The 16,612-nt window shown below is 66.7% G+C and carries 12 protein-coding genes; 7 read left to right on the forward strand and 5 right to left on the reverse strand.

Annotation, left to right across the window (positions count from 1 at the left end):
* Nucleotides 1-236 (reverse strand): transposase (locus K340_RS36585; RefSeq protein ID WP_029136326.1); only part of this gene is annotated, 236 nt, incomplete at its 3' end.
* Here K340_RS36585 and K340_RS0107925 point away from each other — a divergent pair.
* Nucleotides 235-558, forward strand: coding sequence for a hypothetical protein (locus K340_RS0107925; RefSeq protein ID WP_211229323.1), 324 nt, complete (start codon nt 235-237; stop codon nt 556-558). The genes K340_RS36585 and K340_RS0107925 overlap by 2 nt on opposite strands.
* A gap of 553 nt (nt 559-1,111) precedes the next feature.
* Here K340_RS0107925 and K340_RS0107930 read toward each other — a convergent pair.
* Nucleotides 1,112-2,305, reverse strand: coding sequence for an ROK family transcriptional regulator (locus tag K340_RS0107930; protein ID WP_211229324.1), 1,194 nt, complete (start codon nt 2,303-2,305; stop codon nt 1,112-1,114).
* A gap of 191 nt (nt 2,306-2,496) precedes the next feature.
* Entirely contained in the window at nt 2,497-2,700 is a 204-nt protein-coding gene (locus tag K340_RS36210) for a hypothetical protein (protein ID WP_161632070.1), read from the reverse strand.
* Here K340_RS36210 and K340_RS0107935 point away from each other — a divergent pair.
* The 3 genes from K340_RS0107935 (at nt 2,678) to K340_RS0107950 (ending at nt 9,645) form a co-directional block, all read left to right on the forward strand.
* Nucleotides 2,678-4,678 (forward strand): peptide-N4-asparagine amidase, encoded by a 2,001-nt coding sequence (locus K340_RS0107935; RefSeq protein ID WP_281170710.1) that lies wholly within the window; start codon nt 2,678-2,680, stop codon nt 4,676-4,678. The genes K340_RS36210 and K340_RS0107935 overlap by 23 nt on opposite strands.
* A gap of 628 nt (nt 4,679-5,306) precedes the next feature.
* The gene (locus K340_RS0107945; protein WP_029136330.1) at nt 5,307-9,119 is read left to right on the forward strand and encodes a hypothetical protein; all 3,813 of its coding nucleotides are present in this window, start codon (nt 5,307-5,309) and stop codon (nt 9,117-9,119) included.
* Between the two features lie 112 nt (nt 9,120-9,231).
* Entirely contained in the window at nt 9,232-9,645 is a 414-nt protein-coding gene (locus K340_RS0107950; protein ID WP_029136331.1) for a DUF2695 domain-containing protein, read from the forward strand.
* A gap of 88 nt (nt 9,646-9,733) precedes the next feature.
* Here the strand turns inward: K340_RS0107950 and K340_RS35765 are convergent, their stop codons facing one another.
* Nucleotides 9,734-9,910 carry a hypothetical protein gene (locus K340_RS35765; protein WP_154674141.1) on the reverse strand — a complete coding sequence of 59 codons (177 nt, stop codon included), beginning with the start codon at nt 9,908-9,910 and terminating at the stop codon, nt 9,734-9,736.
* Nucleotides 9,911-10,498: 588 nt separating this feature from the next.
* On the opposite strand from K340_RS35765, the gene K340_RS35025 reads away from it, so the two are divergent.
* The 3 genes from K340_RS35025 to K340_RS28305 all read left to right on the forward strand — a co-directional run bounded on the left by K340_RS35025 (nt 10,499) and on the right by K340_RS28305 (nt 13,594).
* Entirely contained in the window at nt 10,499-11,329 is an 831-nt protein-coding gene (locus K340_RS35025; protein ID WP_161632072.1) for a neutral zinc metallopeptidase, read from the forward strand.
* Between the two features lie 86 nt (nt 11,330-11,415).
* Nucleotides 11,416-12,312 carry a polyphosphate kinase 2 gene (ppk2, locus tag K340_RS0107965; protein WP_029136332.1) on the forward strand — a complete coding sequence of 299 codons (897 nt, stop codon included), beginning with the start codon at nt 11,416-11,418 and terminating at the stop codon, nt 12,310-12,312.
* A 76-nt stretch (nt 12,313-12,388) separates the two neighbouring features.
* Nucleotides 12,389-13,594, forward strand: coding sequence for a DmpA family aminopeptidase (locus tag K340_RS28305; RefSeq protein ID WP_084614171.1), 1,206 nt, complete (start codon nt 12,389-12,391; stop codon nt 13,592-13,594).
* Here the strand turns inward: K340_RS28305 and K340_RS0107975 are convergent.
* Nucleotides 13,529-16,573 (reverse strand): right-handed parallel beta-helix repeat-containing protein, encoded by a 3,045-nt coding sequence (locus K340_RS0107975; protein ID WP_029136333.1) that lies wholly within the window; start codon nt 16,571-16,573, stop codon nt 13,529-13,531. The genes K340_RS28305 and K340_RS0107975 overlap by 66 nt on opposite strands.
* Nucleotides 16,574-16,612 lie beyond the last annotated feature (39 nt).

The following is a 16,612-nucleotide window of genomic DNA, read 5'->3' on the forward strand; positions in this document are numbered from 1 at the left end:
TCCGCCTCCTGCTCCAGCAGCCGGATCCGCTTGCGGGCCTCCCGCAGCTCGCCGGACTCGCCCGAGGCCGGCGCCGCCGCAGCCAGCCCGTCGGCGATGTCGGCCTTCTTTACCCAGTTGTGCACGCAGGCCTCGGAGATCCCGAAGTCCTTCGCGATCTGGGTCCAGGGGACTTCGCGTTTGCGGGCCAACGCGACCACGTCGTTGCGGAACTCTTCGGGGTAGGGCTTCGGCATGGTGACCATCCTTCCAGCAAGGACCTCATCCTCACAGGATCAGTGGTCAACCAGACCCGGGGCACTCCCCCTGGCGGTCGAGACACTCAAGGGCATCAAGCGGAAGCGACAGCTCATCGTATCGACCCACAACTCGAACGTCGTGGTGACTTCTGGGTCCGAGAACATTGTCGTACTGGAGCATGGAGACTCGCTGCCGAGAATCGAGGCCGAAGGAACGCTCCAGAGGGTCGAAGTGAAGAACAACGTGTGCGAGATTCTTGAGGGCGGCGAAGAAGCTATCAAGACTCGCTACCAACGACTGGTGGGCCAGCTCGGCTAGGAGGCCAGCAGCCACAGCAGGAGCACCGATTCGACCGACCTGGCGTTGTTCGCCGACCTGAGCCTGTTCTCGTCGTGGCCATCGCAGCCTTAAATGAGGGGCGACGCAGCCGCATACCCTTGGCTATCGAGACGCCCGAGCCAGCCTCGTCTGGTGTAGCCATGGATGTAGCCGAGACCCCGGATGTGGGCGGGCGAAGCAGAATGTTGACGGATCGTTCGTGCCGGATCTGAACACCAACGAACGCCGCCGGCCCTCGCAGGCAGACTTTGCAAGGCGGGGGTTGGGAGTTCGATTCTCCTCGTCTCCACAACGTCAGCAGGGCCGGACAGCTTCACCGTCCGGCCCTGCTGACGTTATCGGGCGGGGCATCGGACGACCTTGGGTGGGCCCGTTTCGGGGAGTCAGAGGGGGTTCGAATCCCCAGGCTCCTCATTTCCCAGGCCGTTTCCTGGAGCGAAGGCCTCTTCCATTGCCAATCAACTGACCTGAAGATCCCCCACGCGCGGTGAGGTGCGAGGTCATGTCACACGACGTTCGCGGCCCAGCGCGGTCATTGCCCCGACCCGAACTCGTGGAGTTCGAAAACCCGGTCGAGCACGACTGCCCCGGCGCCGAGGATTCCTGCTTTGTCCTTCGCCTTACTCACGGCGATGTCGAGCTCATCAGTGATCATCGGGAGGCATTCGAGATAGATCGCCGACCGCACGCCCGCGACGAAAGCCTTGGCCTCACCGAGAACGCCGCCGAGGACGAGACGCTGAGGGTTGAAGAAGTTCATGATCGTGGTGAGAACATGCCCGACTCGGGTACCGGCCTCGCGGAGCATCCGGGTTGCGAGGGGATGCCCATCTTTCGCGAGCGCGAGGACATCGTCGACTGTTTCGACCTGCACCCCGTCGTCGGTGAGAGCACGGACGATCGCCCGGCCCCCCGCGACGGCGTCGAGGCATCCGGTTCGCCCGCAGGAGCACAGCACGGGCGGCGCGTCGGGCACGGTGACGTGGCTGATGTCGCCCGCCATGCCGTGGTGGCCGTGGTGCAGAACGCCCGACGCGATGACGCCGCAGCCGATGCTCGACCCGACCTTCACGAAGACCATGTCGGCGATGCCTCGATCGAGTTCGTGCTCGCCCAGCGCCATCAGGTTCGCATCGTTGTCGACGACGGTGGGGAGGCCGGTCAGCTCGGATACCGTGGCGGCAACATCGATGCCGTTCCATCCCGGCATGCGTGACGGCGAGACCAGGGCCCCGGTGCGGGAATCGACCGGACCCGGTACGCCGATGCCATACCCGCGCAGTCGCTGTCCCGGCTCGGCATGCTCGGCGACAAGGGCGTCGGCCGTGCGGACCATCCGGGTGAGGATCGGGTCGACGCCCTCGGTGATGTCGATGTGCTCGCGGCGCATGGCAACGAGCCGGCCGGCAAGGTCGAGGAGCCCGAAAGCCGCATTCTCCGAGTCGAGATCGATGGCGCACACCACGCCCATCGTTGGGTCGACCTCGAGCGCCCGCGGACGCCGACCACCCTGCGAGGCGCCCATGCCGGCCTCGCGGACATAGCCCGCATCGATGAGCTGGTCGACGCGCTGCGCCACCGTTGTGGGCGACAGTCCGGTGACCCGTGCGATCTCGGCGCGCGACCGTGCCTGCCCGCTGCGGATGAGACTGAGCACGGTGCCGGCCGCGGCCTGTTGTCGACGTCGGCCGCTTGAGCCGTTCATCTGCCCGAAGCCCTTCTCCATCGTGACGCTCCGCCTTTGAGCTCGCAGGGACGACAAGGGGCATCGGCCGGCGATTCATCCAAAACTGGACCAAGTATATGCACTCTTGCACCTATGTGTCGGCTATTAGTACGCTTCGCTGCGTCAGCCGGACCACGATTCGGTGACGTTTGACGGCACTGCGGCCTCGGAGCGAAGGCCTCAGCGGAAGCTCAGCCAGATGTCTCAAGGGAGAGATACATGGTGACGAAGACGATGACCAAGGCGTGCCGGGCCGTGGCGGCCGCCCTGGTGGCCGGCGCATTGGTGGTGGTCCCGAACGCGCAGGCGAGCGCCGGGCCGCCGCCGGGGGATGACGGTTCGGCACCGGTGGTGACCGGCGCGGCGTCGATCGTGCCGCAGTGGACGTACGGCAACCGACCCGAGGTCGGGTCGCGTCAGCCCGTCACGGCAGAGCCGACCGTCGATCGGCCGGGGACGGCGCCGTGCACGGTGCAGTTGTTCACCGATCGCAAGTTCGTCCCCAGGGACGGGGCGCCGCCGCAGGACTACAGCTACAGCCCGTCGGCGAAGTGTGCCGGGCCGTGGTCAAAGGTGGTCCTGGAGTCGGACTTCCGTGCCGATCCCGATGCCGCGTTGTACGACAAGACCGCGCAGTTGTTCCTCGGCGGCGTCACCCTCTACTACGGGACGACGGCGGGCCCCGGAAACTATCAGGAGGATTATCCGACGTATACGGGCCCGAACCCGAAGGTGATCCCTCAGTGGCATGAGGAGAACGACCTGACGGAGTACTCGGCATTGTTCGCCAAGCCGCAAGACGGCAAGGTGCATCTGGACAACGATGCCTGGCAGGGCAGCTACTTCACGCCGGCGACGGTTGACCACGGCGTGTACTGGACCGCGAAGCTGGTGTTCTATCCGGTGGCGTCGGGCAATCCGGCCCCGGCCGTAGCGGACGAGGTGCGTTCCCTGGATCCGAATACGGACGAGGGCAAGGTGGTCTGGAACGATTCGCAGGCGCTGACGTACACGTTCAATGACTTGCCGCGCAATCTTGAGCGGGTGTATCTGGATGTGCAGCGCGAGGGTCAGCGCGGGGACGAGTTCTACAACACCTCGACCAATAGCGCTGCCGGCGGGCGGGGTGTCCGCGAGTTCGAGGTGAAGGTCGATGGTCAGCCCGCGGGTGTCGTTCCGGCCTATCCGTACAAGTACACGTACTCCAACGGCGGTGGTTACCGGAATCGTAACTGGGCTCCGGTCCCGGCGGTGTCGGCGTTCAATTTCGTCTCGTACCGGGTCGATCTGAGTCCGTTTGCCGGAGTGCTGTCCGATGGTCAACCCCATACCGTCTCGATCAACGGCTACAACCTGCCGGACGCCGCGCCCACGCGCACACCGGTGTTCGGCTCATGTTCTACGACTGCTGCCGGCCTCTGTACTCCGCAACCCGGTCCGGGTTACGTGTTGACGGGTGGTTCGTTCTGGTACCTCATGGGCAACCTTGTGCTGTATCGCGATCACGGGGCGACGACGACCAGCGGTGAGGTCACCGTGAACACGCTGTCGGCGGTGCCGACGTTGGAGGTGAACACGGCGACCCCGCGGCGGGCGGTGGTGACGCATGATCATGTGATTAGTGGCTATGTGAATACCTCGCACGGCAAGGTCGTCACCACGCTGGATCAGAAGATCAAGCTCGACACGAATATCACGAACGCGGCCAACACTCCGGTCAATCAGCTCACCGAATATGTGGTCAAGACGACCGTCAGCAACGGTGCCGACACGTCGTCGACGACGGTGAACCTGAATTACCTCGATCAGAACGGAGTCAACCGTGCAGACGGGTTGAACACGTTCGGCTGGACGTATGCGGCCCAGGCGCAGCGCAATGGCGTTGCCGGCAACTGGGTCGAGATCTCCGATCTTTACACCACCGTGCCGGGCTCGGATCTCGCACAGCAGCGGTACGTGGCATCCGACGCATCGGGCAAATGCTACGACCGGACACTCGAGGCCGACGTCTCGAGCCGGACGACACCGCCACCCGCCAAGCAGGCCTCCATCACGAAAGTGTCCGATGGCGTGGCGTGTGAGGCGTTGCTGCTCGATGAGTTTGCGAACCTCGTCGAGGACGTCAAGAGCAGCGGGCTGAATCATGGCAACACGAACGCGCTCACGGTCAAGCTCGATCAGGCGCTCAAGCTGCTGCAGAGCACGAAGGGTGATAAGTCCGGCGCGGCGGTGGCCGTCCTGACCGGCTTCATGACCCAGGTTCGGGGCCTGGAGCAGGCGGGCAAACTGACCGCCGACCAAGCCGGGCGACTGGTCGACGCGGCCTACAGGATCATCACCACGGTGAACACGCTGCCCCCGCGAGCGTCGTGAGGCACGCCATCCTTCGATAGCGGTTCCTCGTGGGGGCCGTCAGCACGCTGACGGCCCCCACGAGACTCGGGGAGTAGGTCAGGAGTGATCCGCGACCCGCGTCATGGAAGTGACGCAGCGGAAGCCAGACCGCGATCGTCGTGTTGGTGGAACCAAGCATCTCCTCCAGATCACCCTCCATGAACGCAAGCCGTTCGACACCGCTGGCAAGTTCGATGCACGCCTGCCTGCACGAGGATGACGACGAGGGGAGCGAGCGCGGACCACAGGGCCAGGGCGTCGCGTCGGCTGTCGCTGACGGGAAGCATTCCGCTGGCAGCGATGAGCCCATCCTCAGGCTCAAGTAGCTGCGCGGCACCGTTTGCGGCCGTGGGAGGTCGGCGCCAACCGCCGGAAGCGAAAATCGCTATCCCGCGGGGCTTTTCATCCTCAACGACGGTCGTCCGCAGGAAGGGGATTGATGCCGCTGCGCCGGCCGCGGTGGCAGACGACAGTCGACTCGCAAAGGGGGTGCGTGCACCCCCTTTCGCAGAGGCGTGTGGGCACCCTCGAAATGGGCCTCGCATCCGCGGACCGTTGTCCTCACCCGCCGGACCACCAGGGTCCGGCAGCCTCGAGAGGACTCGTCATGACCGTCACCGCAGCACCGATCGCCACCGCCCCAACCACGACTCCGACCACGACAAGCTATGCGTTGCCAGGCATCTCCTGGTTGGCGCTGGACGTCACCGGGAACGAAGGCTCGCTCACCGTCGGCCCGACCACCGTCGACGTGCAGGTAACGCCGTCCGTCGACGGGGCACCGGTGCGGGTCGAGGCCGACCTGAGCCAGGTCACCCTGGCCGCCCTGTCGGCCGCCGCGGTGGTCGCCGGATCATCCGACCCGCTGGCTGCCCTGCCGACCTCCCTATCCGCCGTCGTGTCGTCGGTCGCCATCGCCCATGTCAGCGTCGACGTGGACACCACCGCCCGCCGGCTGACGGCCATCGGCCTGACCGTCACGGCCGACGCCCCGTGGCCACTGGTACCTGGGCACGTCGAACTCGATGACCTCGAGGTCACCATCGCTGTCAGCCACGCAGCGGATTCGACGACGATCGCGGTCACCATCAGCGCCACCATCGCCGGCAACAAGGTCAGCGTCGCAGTCACCCACGACGACCCGCAGACCTACGCCGTCACGGTCACCGCGGAGGACGGAACCCGCCTGGGCATCTCCACCATCGCCGCCTTCGTCGGCGACGACCTACCGGCACAGCTGCCGCCGCAGCTGACCGGCCTGGCCGACGCCGGCCTGGCCGAAGCCTCGGTCGTCGTCAGCCCCGAGGGCATCGAGTCCGTGCAAGCGACCCTGTCGACCGGCCACCCCATCGTGCTACCCGATCCAGTGGGTGTCACCGTCGATGAGGTCTCGGTGCACGTCGCGGTCGAGCACCCCACCGACGCCGCCAACCGCACCGTCGCCGCCACGGTCGAGGGCACGGCGACCTTCGCCGGCGCCGCCATCGTCGTCCGGATCGAGCGGGACCCGGCGGCGGAGGGCGCGGCTGCCTGGTCACTGCACGCCGGCCTTGCCGACGGCGCTTCGCTCACCGCCTCTGCCGTCGCCCAGGCCTACGGGCAGAGCATCCCGACCGACCTGCCGGAGTTGGAGCTCTCCGGCTGCGCCCTCGACGCCGCGCTCGATGGCTCCATGGTCACCTTCGCCGCCGCCTCGCCGACCGACTGGACGGTGCCGGTGGGTCCGGAAGGCATCGGCGTCGGCCACCTGGCGGTGATGTTCAGCCGCCACGCCGCCGATGAGCAGGGCCGAACCGTCACCGGTTCGATCTCCGGGCTGGTGCACCTCGCGGGCATCGACGTGCCGGTCGCGTATGCCGTGCCCGGTGGGTTGACCCTGCACGCGTCGGTGCCGGAACTGGCGCCGTTCGCCCTGATCCAGGACGTCGTCGGCGCTGCGACGCTCGGCGCCGTGGCGCTTCCGCCCGAGCTGGTCGCACTGACCATGACCGACATCGTCCTGGCCATCGACGTCGAGCAGGCCGAGCTGTCGTTCGCGGCGAGCGGGCCTGGCTTCAAGCGCGTCCAGGCCGTCGTCCGCAAGGGCACCGAGTGGGGCTTCGCGGTCGGCATCGAGCTCGACGACAACTACAAGTTCTCCTCGTTGTCGCCCTCGCTCGGCGGACTCGACTCCGTCCACCTGCCCGACGCGCTGATCGTCATCTCCTCGTTCGACGACACCACCTTCACCTTCGACGAGCTCCAGCCCATCGCCGGCAAGGGGGTCGCCAAGGGCCTGCTCGTCGACGGACAGCTCGACCTGTCGGGTCTGGGCGCCGACAAGCTGCTCGGCGAGGCGCACCTGGACGTCAAGGCTCACGTAGGCACCTCGCTGGCCGACCTGCGGCTGGAGGCCGGTCTCGGCGACGTGCGGATCACCGACGGTGTCGTCGTCAAGAACGCCGAGTTCGCACTGGTGCCCGACCCGGAGAACATCTCGGTCGTCGTCTCCGGTGCTGTCGACGTCACCATCGACAGCAGCCCGCTGGAGTTCATCGGCGGCGTCAAGGTCGTCCCCAACGGGATCTCGTTCTTCGCCACCATGAAGGGCACCTGGCAGGACCCGTTGGGCGCCAAAGGCATCGCGCTCACCGACGTCTCCCTGGAGATCGGTTCCGACTTCGAGGGCGTGCCATCGATCGGCATCGCCGGCGGACTCACCATCGGCGCCTTCCAGGGAAACGCCGCCGTCTCGTTCAACTCCCAGCTGCCGAGTCAGAGCGTCCTGATCGTGGCCTTCAACCACCTGTCGCTGCTCGACCTGGTGGACACCTTCTGCCCGCCGGCCGTCACCGCCGGCATCCCGGCCGACGTCAGCGGCACGCTGGCCGGGATCTCGCTGGACGACGTGGATCTCTATGTCGTCCCGCAGGACACCACCATCGGCGCACTCAACTACCGCCAGGGCCTGCGCGTCGGTGGCACCCTCAACGTCTCCGGGTTCACTGCCAAGGCCAGGGTCGAGATCGACCCGCAGGACGGTATCGAGGCCAGCGGCTCACTGAGCCCGATCGTCATCGGCGACGTGTTTTCGCTCACCGGAACGGACACCACCAAGGGACCGGACCTGGCCGTCGAGGTGAAGACGACCGCAATTCCCAGCGTCGAGTTCACCGGACAGGTGGACCTGCTCGGGATCTCCACATCGGCCTCGGTATCGTTGTCGGACAAGGGTTTCGACTTCGACTGCTCGGGTCGGGTCTTCGGTGTCTTCGACGCCGACGTGCACGCCAGGGGCGGGTCACTGCAGTCCGGAGCCGGATTCATGGTGCACGCAGGGATGCACCAGTCGTTCCTGGACGACGCGGCCCGCAGGGCCGCGGCCGTACTCCAGCAGGCCGCGGCCGACGCCCAGGCGCAGATCGCGGCCGCCCAGCACGCCGTCGACGGCGCGCAGGCGGACGTGACCAGGTTCGGTGCCTCGGTCGACCAGGCGAAGGCCGATCTGGCGGCCAAGCAGGCGGACGCCCAGGCCCAGATTCAGGGTGCCTCCGACCAGGTCACCCGGGCGCAGCAGAGCCTGGGCGCGATCGACGTCCAGATCGCCTCCACCCGGGCCCAGATCCAGGCCCAGCGCGACGCCGCAGCCGCCAACCTGCGCGACGCGCAGCAGAAGCTGGCCGCGGCACAGGCTCCGGTCGACTCGTTGAACGCGCAGATCAACGCGCAGCAGAGCCAGATCAACCAGCTCAACAGCGATATCAGTTGGTGGAACAACTGGTACAGCAATCTGGCCTGGTACGACAAGGCGTGGGGGTGGACCGAACTCGGTGCCGAGGTCGGCTGGCGTGGCACCCAGGTCGCGGCCCTCACGGTGTCGATCCAGGGACTCCGCGGATCGATCGCGGTAGCGGATGGCGTCCTCTACGCGGCCCAGCAGACGGTCAACGCGGCCAATGCCGCAACGGTCACCTACCCGATCGACCAGGACCCCCGGATCCTCGGGCTGCAGGCCGGCCGCGCCACGGCCGTTACTGCCCTGCAAGCCGCTCAGGGAGTCCTGTCGGCAGCCCAGCAATCGACAGCACTCGGCATCAGCGCTGCCGATCAGGTAGTGAGCGGCTTCCAGCAACAGCTCAACGTTGCGACGGCGGTGCTGAAATCGGCCGGTGCCGCCCTCGATCAGCTCAACTCGACCATCGGGGACGTCGCGGCGGTCGGAGCCTATGTCGCAGCCAACGGCCTGGGTGCACTGCTGGACGTACGGTCGGCGTCCTTCGACGGAACCCTCGATGCCACCTCTGGTGGCTCGGTCAGCCTTGCTGCCGATGTGGTGTTCCAGGGCGTGGCGCAACAGATCGTCGTGGCCTACGACTTCCACGACCTGGCCACTGGCGCCAAGGCACTGGCCAAGGAGGTGCTGCCCAGCCTCCCGATCTGACCTGATGCAACCCTTCTGACGCCGACCTGGCCCGGACCCCATGGGGGCCCGGGCCAGTTCAGTTCGCCCCGACGTTCGGCCGACTGTCGGTGGGGCGGTGTCTGATGGCGCCATGAACGACTTGATCGAGAACCTTGAGCAGGAGCTCCGCGACTATCAGGACGCCGTGACGGACCCGAAGCCGCGAGAGTGCCTGTGCTGCTACGTGAATCGGATGCTCGAGCTCGGAGGATGCGACAACACCCTGCGGTGGGCGAAGCGCTACCGCAATCTGCGGGTGCCGACTGCCGTCGCGCTGGAACGGCGACTGGGCGACATCGGTGGATTCTGCGACTGCGAGCTGTTCCTCAACGGGTACGACCTGCACGAGCGTCTCTACATCGTGCCGCCGGAGGTGGTGGTCGACGAGTACGGGAGCATCGAGCAGGAGGATCCGCACTGGCCGGAGCCGCTGCCGGAGTGCAGCGGGGTGCGCGCCGGCTCGGCGCGGCCATGCGACAACTGGGTCCGGCTGCGACGACGGTGACCGTGCAGTGCGGGCGGAGCTGCTCGATCTCGCCGTTGAGTTGCACGGCAATACCGGCTAGTGCGCACTTCTCGGCGGCTTCTGACGGTCAGAGGCCACCGCCGTGCCTGCCGGTGTCGCCGGTTCCGTAGGTCCCGTACTTCGCGGCCCCGTCCTGGACGGCTCGTCGTCGCTCGATGAGATCGCCCTGCGAACTGAAGAGCGATTTGATCTTTCGCAGCACCTTCCGCAGGATCCCCGGTTCTGCCGCCGGCGGCTTCGTCATAGTCGTGAAGGTACCAACGCACCGGCATATCGGCCCGCGCTCGAAATTCATGTCGGGCTCGACGCGTGGGACCTCCGACCGGTCGAGCTCGGCCAAGTCGCCCAGCTGATGGTTGCGCAGCTTTCACAGCGGGCCAGCCGGGGTGCGGCAGACGTCGACCGAACGTGACTCTGTGAGGGCTCCGGCGGATGGTCGCTGTCCCGAGACGCTTCCCGTCGAACGCGAGTCTGCTCTTGTTGGGGCGTCGCCGTTCAAAGCGCTCCCGATCATCGACACGGCTGCGATGCAGGCTGCGGGCTGGCTCTTGACGCCGCCACCCGAAATAAGTAGTCGTTCACTCGAACGGTCATTGACCCTGGTGGCACAGAGTTCGTACGCTCCGCTCATTCGGCTCGCGGGGAGGGGCAACAGGACATCATGAGGAAGCGCCAATCGCTGTGGGCAGCTGGATTGACTGCCCTCGCCGTTGCTGTTGCTGCGGCTACCGGCACCTACGCGGTCACCCAACCGGCGTCAGAAGTCAGCGGTACGGCCGTAGCGGTGGCCGGTCCGCCGGCACCCGCGGCTGCGCCATCAACCCGCGGGTCGGTGGCAACCAGTCCCGCCCAGCCGTCCACTGCTGCGACGCCGGCCAAGCAATCCGCAGCCCCCCGAAGTCCGACCAAGGCAAAGACGAACGCAGCACCGGCCCGTCCCCAGGTTCCGGCTACGGTCACCGTCACTGTCAAGCCCACTGCCGCAACGCATTCCGCTGAAACACGGCCCGCAGAAACGACGACCCAGCCAACAACCGACAGGCCGACGATTCAACTTTCCGGTGATGCTGCGCTCTATGCCGACACCGACGCCGCTGTGTCGGCCGTCGAGAATTACTGGAAGTACATCTTCAAGGGCTGGGACGTCACCTGGCATGGTCCCGTGGTGTGGTCCGGAGATGGCTTCTACGACTCCGCCTCCAACGTGCCCGGCCCGCTGTGCAACGGACAACCAGCAGAGCCGATGAACGGCAGCTTCTGCGGCGACGGCGTCGTCGGGCAAGGCGTCGTCTCCTGGGACCTTCAGTTGATGCGCACCGGATACCAAGCATTCGGAGACAGCTTCGTCTACCTCGTCGTTGCCCACGAATGGGGCCACGTTGCGCAGGAACGGTTTGTGGCGGACGGTCAGGAACCTGCGGTCCTGATGCAGCAGGAACTGCAGGCCGACTGTCTGGCCGGGGCGACGCTCACCAAGGCCGCCGAGCTCGGCTACCTCAACATCGAACCCGGCGACACCGACGAATTGATCGACTCGCTCAACGCAATGGGCGACTCCCACACCTGGACCCAATCAACCGACCACGGATCATCGGCCCAGCGGGTCGCCTGGTTCACCAAGGGCTTCAACGGCGATATCGAATCGTGCCTGGGAAACCGCTGACGGTTGCCGGGCCACCCAGTCGGCGTCAGCCTGTCCCGGGCTGCGTTGTTCACCCACCGGACATCGAAATCGGGTAGGAACAAGCCATGGTGCAGCGGATGTCCTTGCGGGAATACATCGACCACCTGCGCACGACCGGATACCGGATCGAGGGCGCAGAGGGCGACGATCCGGTGCTGATCGCGCCGGACGGTCAGGCCATCGACACCTGGCGGGTCGACTACCCGTACGACGAGTTGATGTCGCGGGACGAGTACGAGGACGAGAAATATCGGCTGCAGATCGAGCTGCTCAAATTCCAGTACTGGACCGAGGACACCGGCGCCAAGCACGTCATCGTGTTCGAAGGACGGGACGCAGCCGGCAAGGGCGGGACGATCAAGCGGTTCACCGAACATCTGAATCCGCGGGCGGCCCGGGTGGTCGCGCTGTCGAAACCGTCGAGCTCCGAACAGGGCCAGTGGTACTTCCAGCGCTACGTCCAGAATCTGCCCACCGCCGGCGAGATCGTCATGTTCGACCGATCCTGGTACAACCGGGCCGGGGTCGAACGGGTGATGGGTTTCTGCACGGACGACGAGTACCAGACGTTCATGACGCAGGCGCCGGTGTTCGAGCGCATGTTGGTGGATTCGGGCATCACGGTGACCAAGTTCTGGTTCTCGGTGACCCAGGACGAACAGCGGACCAGGTTCGCCCTGCGACAGATCGACCCGGTGCGGCGGTGGAAGCTCTCCCCGATGGATTTGGAATCGATGGACCGCTGGGACGACTACACCGCCGCGAAGGAAGCGATGCTGGCCGGCACCGACAAGAGGCACGCGCCGTGGACCACGGTGAAGTCGAACGACAAGAAACGCGCGCGGGTCAACGCGTTACGCGCCTTTCTGAACCAGTTCGACTACGAAGGGAAAGACCCGGCCGTGGTGTTCCGGCCCGATCCGGCCATCGTCCGACGTGCCAAGCACACGTCCGGCGACTGATCCCGTCCGACGACGACCGATCACCGCAGGCCGGCGAAACTGATCGCCGGCCGCCAACGAGCAGAGACGGATCACGATGAACACAAGCGACGTTTCCACCCACGAGCGAACGGCGCGGCGTGCCAGGGACTGGGGCGTCTGGCTGCCCGGGCGACCGGGTCCGTTCAACGCGATCACCGACGTCGCGGGTGTCGAGGTCGGGCACGTGACCCTGATCGAGGGTGACAACGTCCGGACCGGAGTCACCGCCATCCTTCCCGCCGGTCAGGCTGGCAGCGGCGACCTCGCATTGCCGGCAGGCTGGTTCTCGCTCAACGGCAACGGTGAATTGACCGGCACCACCTGGATCAGCGAATCCGGCTGCCTGTCGACTCCGATCCTGCTCACCAACACGCATTCGGTGGGCGCGGTCCACGAGGGCGCCATCCGGTGGCTTCGCCGCTTCCACGACGGCAGCCGGGCGAGATTCCGGCTCCCGGTCGTCGGCGAGACCTGTGACGCCGGGCTCAACGACATCGACGGTCTGCACGTTCGCCCGGAACACGCGGTGCAGGCGATCGAGGCAGCATCGTCCGGTCCGGTGGCCGAGGGCAACGTCGGCGGCAGCACCGGGATGACGACCTACCAATACAAGGGTGGCGCCGGGACGTCGTCGCGCCGGGTGGGGGTGCGTGACGCCGAGTACACCGTTGGTGTGTATGTGCAGTCGAACTTCGGCCGGCGGCAGGAGTTCATGATCAACGGTGTGCGGCTGGGCGACCTCGGCGATCCGCCGGCGACCGTGGAGGCCCCGGAACCGGAGCCGGGCGCCGGGTCGATCATCGCCATCGTTGTCACCGATGCGCCGCTGCTACCGCACCAGTGCCAGGCGCTTGCCCGGCGGGTGCCGATGGGTTTGGCGCGCACCGGGGCCAACGCCGGTCACTTCTCCGGCGATATCTTCCTGGCCTTCTCCACGGCCAACGCCGGTGTTCTGGACAGCTGGACGGGGTCCGAGGAGTCCGCGCTGGAACTGCGCACCGCGCAGGTATTGCCACCCGGTTTGGTCACACCCTTGTACGGGGCAGTGATCGAAGCGACCGAGGAGGCCGTGATCAACGCCCTGTTCGGCGCGGAGGACATGACCGGATTCCGGGGACAGCGGGTCAACGCCATCCCGCAGCAGGCCGTGGCCGAGCGGCTGGCGGCAGCCCGCCCGCCGCTGGTCAGCGGGTTCTCAGACTCGGTGCGTACCCCGGACTCTCCGGGTGCGCGCGATCAGCATCAGGCCGATACCGAGTAGCACGGCGAGGGATCCGGCCGTCAGACCAGGTAGGACGTCGACGCCGGTGTTGGCCAGATCGGTGCCTGGGTCGCTCGCGACCGGCCCGGCCTCGTTCGAGGACGAGGAGTTGGTCGGCGTCGCGGCAGTCGGATCCGTTGGGGTAGAGGTGGCGGTGCTCGGCGTGGTTGCCGTCGTAGCGGTCGTTGTCATCGGGGGTGTTGCCGCCGATGTCGTTGCCGTCGGAGTCGTCGTTCCCGTCGGGGTCGTAGCCGAAGTGGTCGTTGTCGTCGACGTGGTCACCGGCGCTGCGTCGATGGTGATCGTGAACTGCTTGGTCGCCGGAGCTGCCGCCGCGGCCGCGGCGAAGGCCGTCCGCCCGCGCAAGCCCGCCGCCGGTGCTTCATCGCTCACCCGCACGGTGAAGGTGATGTCGTCGGAAGCCGTTGGGGTGCCGGAGATCTCCCCGGTCGCCGGATCGAGCGTAAGCCCGGCCGGCAGGCTGTCTCCCGCTTTGATTCCCCAGCTGTACGGCGGACCGTTGCCGCCGGTCGCCTTCAGCGTCCCGGCATAGTCGACACCCACCGTTCCGTCGGGCAGCGAATCGGTGACGATCACCAACGGCGGCACCTGCGTTACTTCGGCGGCACCGGCCGAGCATTCCTCGCCCTGCGGGCGGGGGATGCCACGCTGATCGGTCGACCCATCGGCGCACAGGGACTGGCTCGCTGCGCCGGTGCCGGCAGGCATGGTTCCGACCGGGATGAAACCTGCCGCCGGGCCGGCGGTGGCCGGCAGCATGGTCCGGGAAGAACCGCCGTTGTTGCCCAACCCTTCAAGAACCGGATCGGTGCTCGACTGGCTGGTGCTCGCATCCAGCTTGCAGCTGTCGTCGGAGACGATGTTGTAGCCACCGTCGTTCAACACACCGGTTGAGTCCGGGAACGTACAGGCGGTCGAGCCGTCCGCGTTCTTGATGATCGACCCGCCGAGCAGCACCGTCGCTCCGTTGTCGATGGACAGACCGCCGGACGGGGCTTCCGGATTCGTCGAGGTGCCGTCGTCGTTGTCGGCAACGGTGCTGCCGGTCAGCACGATGGAGGCCGGCGAGAAGTCCTGCCCACTCGCTACGCCGGCGGCGATGCCGACAGCGGAGTTGTTCGCGATAGTGCTGTCGCTGATCTGCGTTTCACTGCCGGGCAGCAGCATCACACCGCTGGTGTTGCCGGAGATCTCACTGCGGACGACCTTGAGCACGGTGGCCGGAGTATCGAGAGGACCACTGAAGATCCCGACCAGAATTCCGATGCCGGCAAATGGCGAGAAGGCACCCGCGATGTTGTCCCGCACCACGCTGTCGGCCAGCGACACGTTCCCACCCAACGAGAACACCCCGTTGGCGTTGCCCGCAATCGTCAGTCCCTTGCCGGTGATCGAGCCACCCCCGAGGGTGATTGCAGCGGCGAAGGGGGTGCCGGCGGCCGGGCTCAAACCGTTTCCGGTGATCGAGGTGCCGGTGAGGTCGACGGTCCGGCCGGGCCCTGGCAAAGAGATCCCGCCGTTCGAGTTGCCGGACACCGATCCACCGGTGATGGTCGCCGTGCCCGCCTCACCCATGCTGATCCCGAGAGCATTGCCGGTGACGTCGGTGTCGGTCACCACGGCCGACGAATGGTCGATCGTCAGCCCCATCCCGCCGGCACTGCTGCCCGGGGCAGCGTCATGCCCGTTGTCGGCGATGGTGCTGCCGCTGAGCGCCAAGGTTGCCGGCGGGAGGCCGGTGTCTCCGCCGCGGCCTTGGGCCAAGATCCCGGCTATCGAATTACCGTTGATCGTGCTGGCACTGATCTGCGCCTGAGCGTCCAACAGCATGACACCCGCTGCTTTGTTGCCGGACACCTCGGTGTTCTTCAGGGTGACCTCGACCGGCGTCGGGCCGTCGCTGCCGATACTGACACCGGCAAGGCCGCCAATCCCCACCCCGTTTGTTGTGTCGGGGTCACGATCCGGATTCCCGTTGTCCTTCACAACGCTGTCGGTCAGCGACAGGCTGCCGCTCCCAATCATCGCGCCGGACGAATTCCCGGAGATCGTCACCCCAGTCGCGGTGACCACTCCGTCCTGGACGACGATGCCGCCGTTGAAGGTGCCGCCCAACCCCAGATAGTTACCGGTGATCGAGGTGCCGGTGACGTCGGCGGTGCCGTCGCCGGCGACCGTCAGGCCCGGCCCCTTGTTGTCGGCCAGAGTGCCACCAGTGATGGTCGCTGTGCCGGCGATCACGGATACCCCGATGGCGTTTTCGGTGATGTCGCTGTTGGTGATCGTGACGGTGCTCGGCTGTCCGGGATCGCCGGCCAGCGCGCCGACCTGCACGCCCGAGCCGGCGTTGCCCTTCACGGTGGTGTTGTCGAGGGTCGCGGTGCTGCCGTTACTGGCCCCGACGCCATAGCCGCCGGCGTTGCCGGTGATCGTGCTGTCGGTGATCGTCGCAGTGCTGCCGCCGTCGACCAGGACGCCCTGCGCCGGGTCGGCGCGGTCGTCCGGGCGCTGGGTCACCGTGACGTCGGACAGCGTGACGTCGCTGGCGGACTTGGCCAGGACTGCCGGGTGGCCGAACAGGTCGGAGTGGATCGTCATCGTCGACACAGTGACGGTCACCGGGCTCGCGTCCCCGATCGTCACGGTCGAGGTGTCGTCTGTTTCTTCGGCTTGAATGACGACACCCGTCCGCGAGGTGCCCTGCAGCGCAACTGATTTGCTGACGACCAGGGTCTCGATGTAGTCGCCGGGTGCGATGAGAATGGTGTCGCCGTCTGCGGCCTGCTGCAGCGCTTCAGAGACCGTTGTGCAGGCGGTGGGCGGCGCCTGCCCGCAGCCGGAGCCGCCGATTCCGGTGGCCTGATCGACGTACCAGGTATTGCCGGCCGCGGCGGCCGGCAGGGCGAGTCCCAGCAAGGTCAGGGCGGCCGCCGTGACAACGGCCAGTACGGCCGACACGATGCGCCGAGCCCATCTGGGCTGACGTCTCAACGTCTG

It is taken from the genome of Nakamurella lactea DSM 19367, assembly GCF_000426645.1.
GTDB lineage: Bacteria > Actinomycetota > Actinomycetes > Mycobacteriales > Nakamurellaceae > Nakamurella > Nakamurella lactea.

What these genes read in the sequence shown, in the direction of transcription:
- K340_RS0107925 (WP_211229323.1), top strand. Translation starts at nt 235, where the DNA reads ATGGTGACCATCCTTCCAGCAAGGACCTCATCCTCACAGGATCAGTGG.
- K340_RS0107950 (WP_029136331.1), top strand. Translation starts at nt 9,232, where the DNA reads ATGAACGACTTGATCGAGAACCTTGAGCAGGAGCTCCGCGACTATCAG.
- K340_RS0107945 (WP_029136330.1), top strand. Translation starts at nt 5,307, where the DNA reads ATGACCGTCACCGCAGCACCGATCGCCACCGCCCCAACCACGACTCCG.
- ppk2 (WP_029136332.1), top strand. Translation starts at nt 11,416, where the DNA reads ATGGTGCAGCGGATGTCCTTGCGGGAATACATCGACCACCTGCGCACG.
- K340_RS28305 (WP_084614171.1), top strand. Translation starts at nt 12,389, where the DNA reads ATGAACACAAGCGACGTTTCCACCCACGAGCGAACGGCGCGGCGTGCC.
- K340_RS35765 (WP_154674141.1), bottom strand. Translation starts at nt 9,910, where the DNA reads ATGACGAAGCCGCCGGCGGCAGAACCGGGGATCCTGCGGAAGGTGCTG.
- K340_RS0107930 (WP_211229324.1), bottom strand. Translation starts at nt 2,305, where the DNA reads ATGGAGAAGGGCTTCGGGCAGATGAACGGCTCAAGCGGCCGACGTCGA.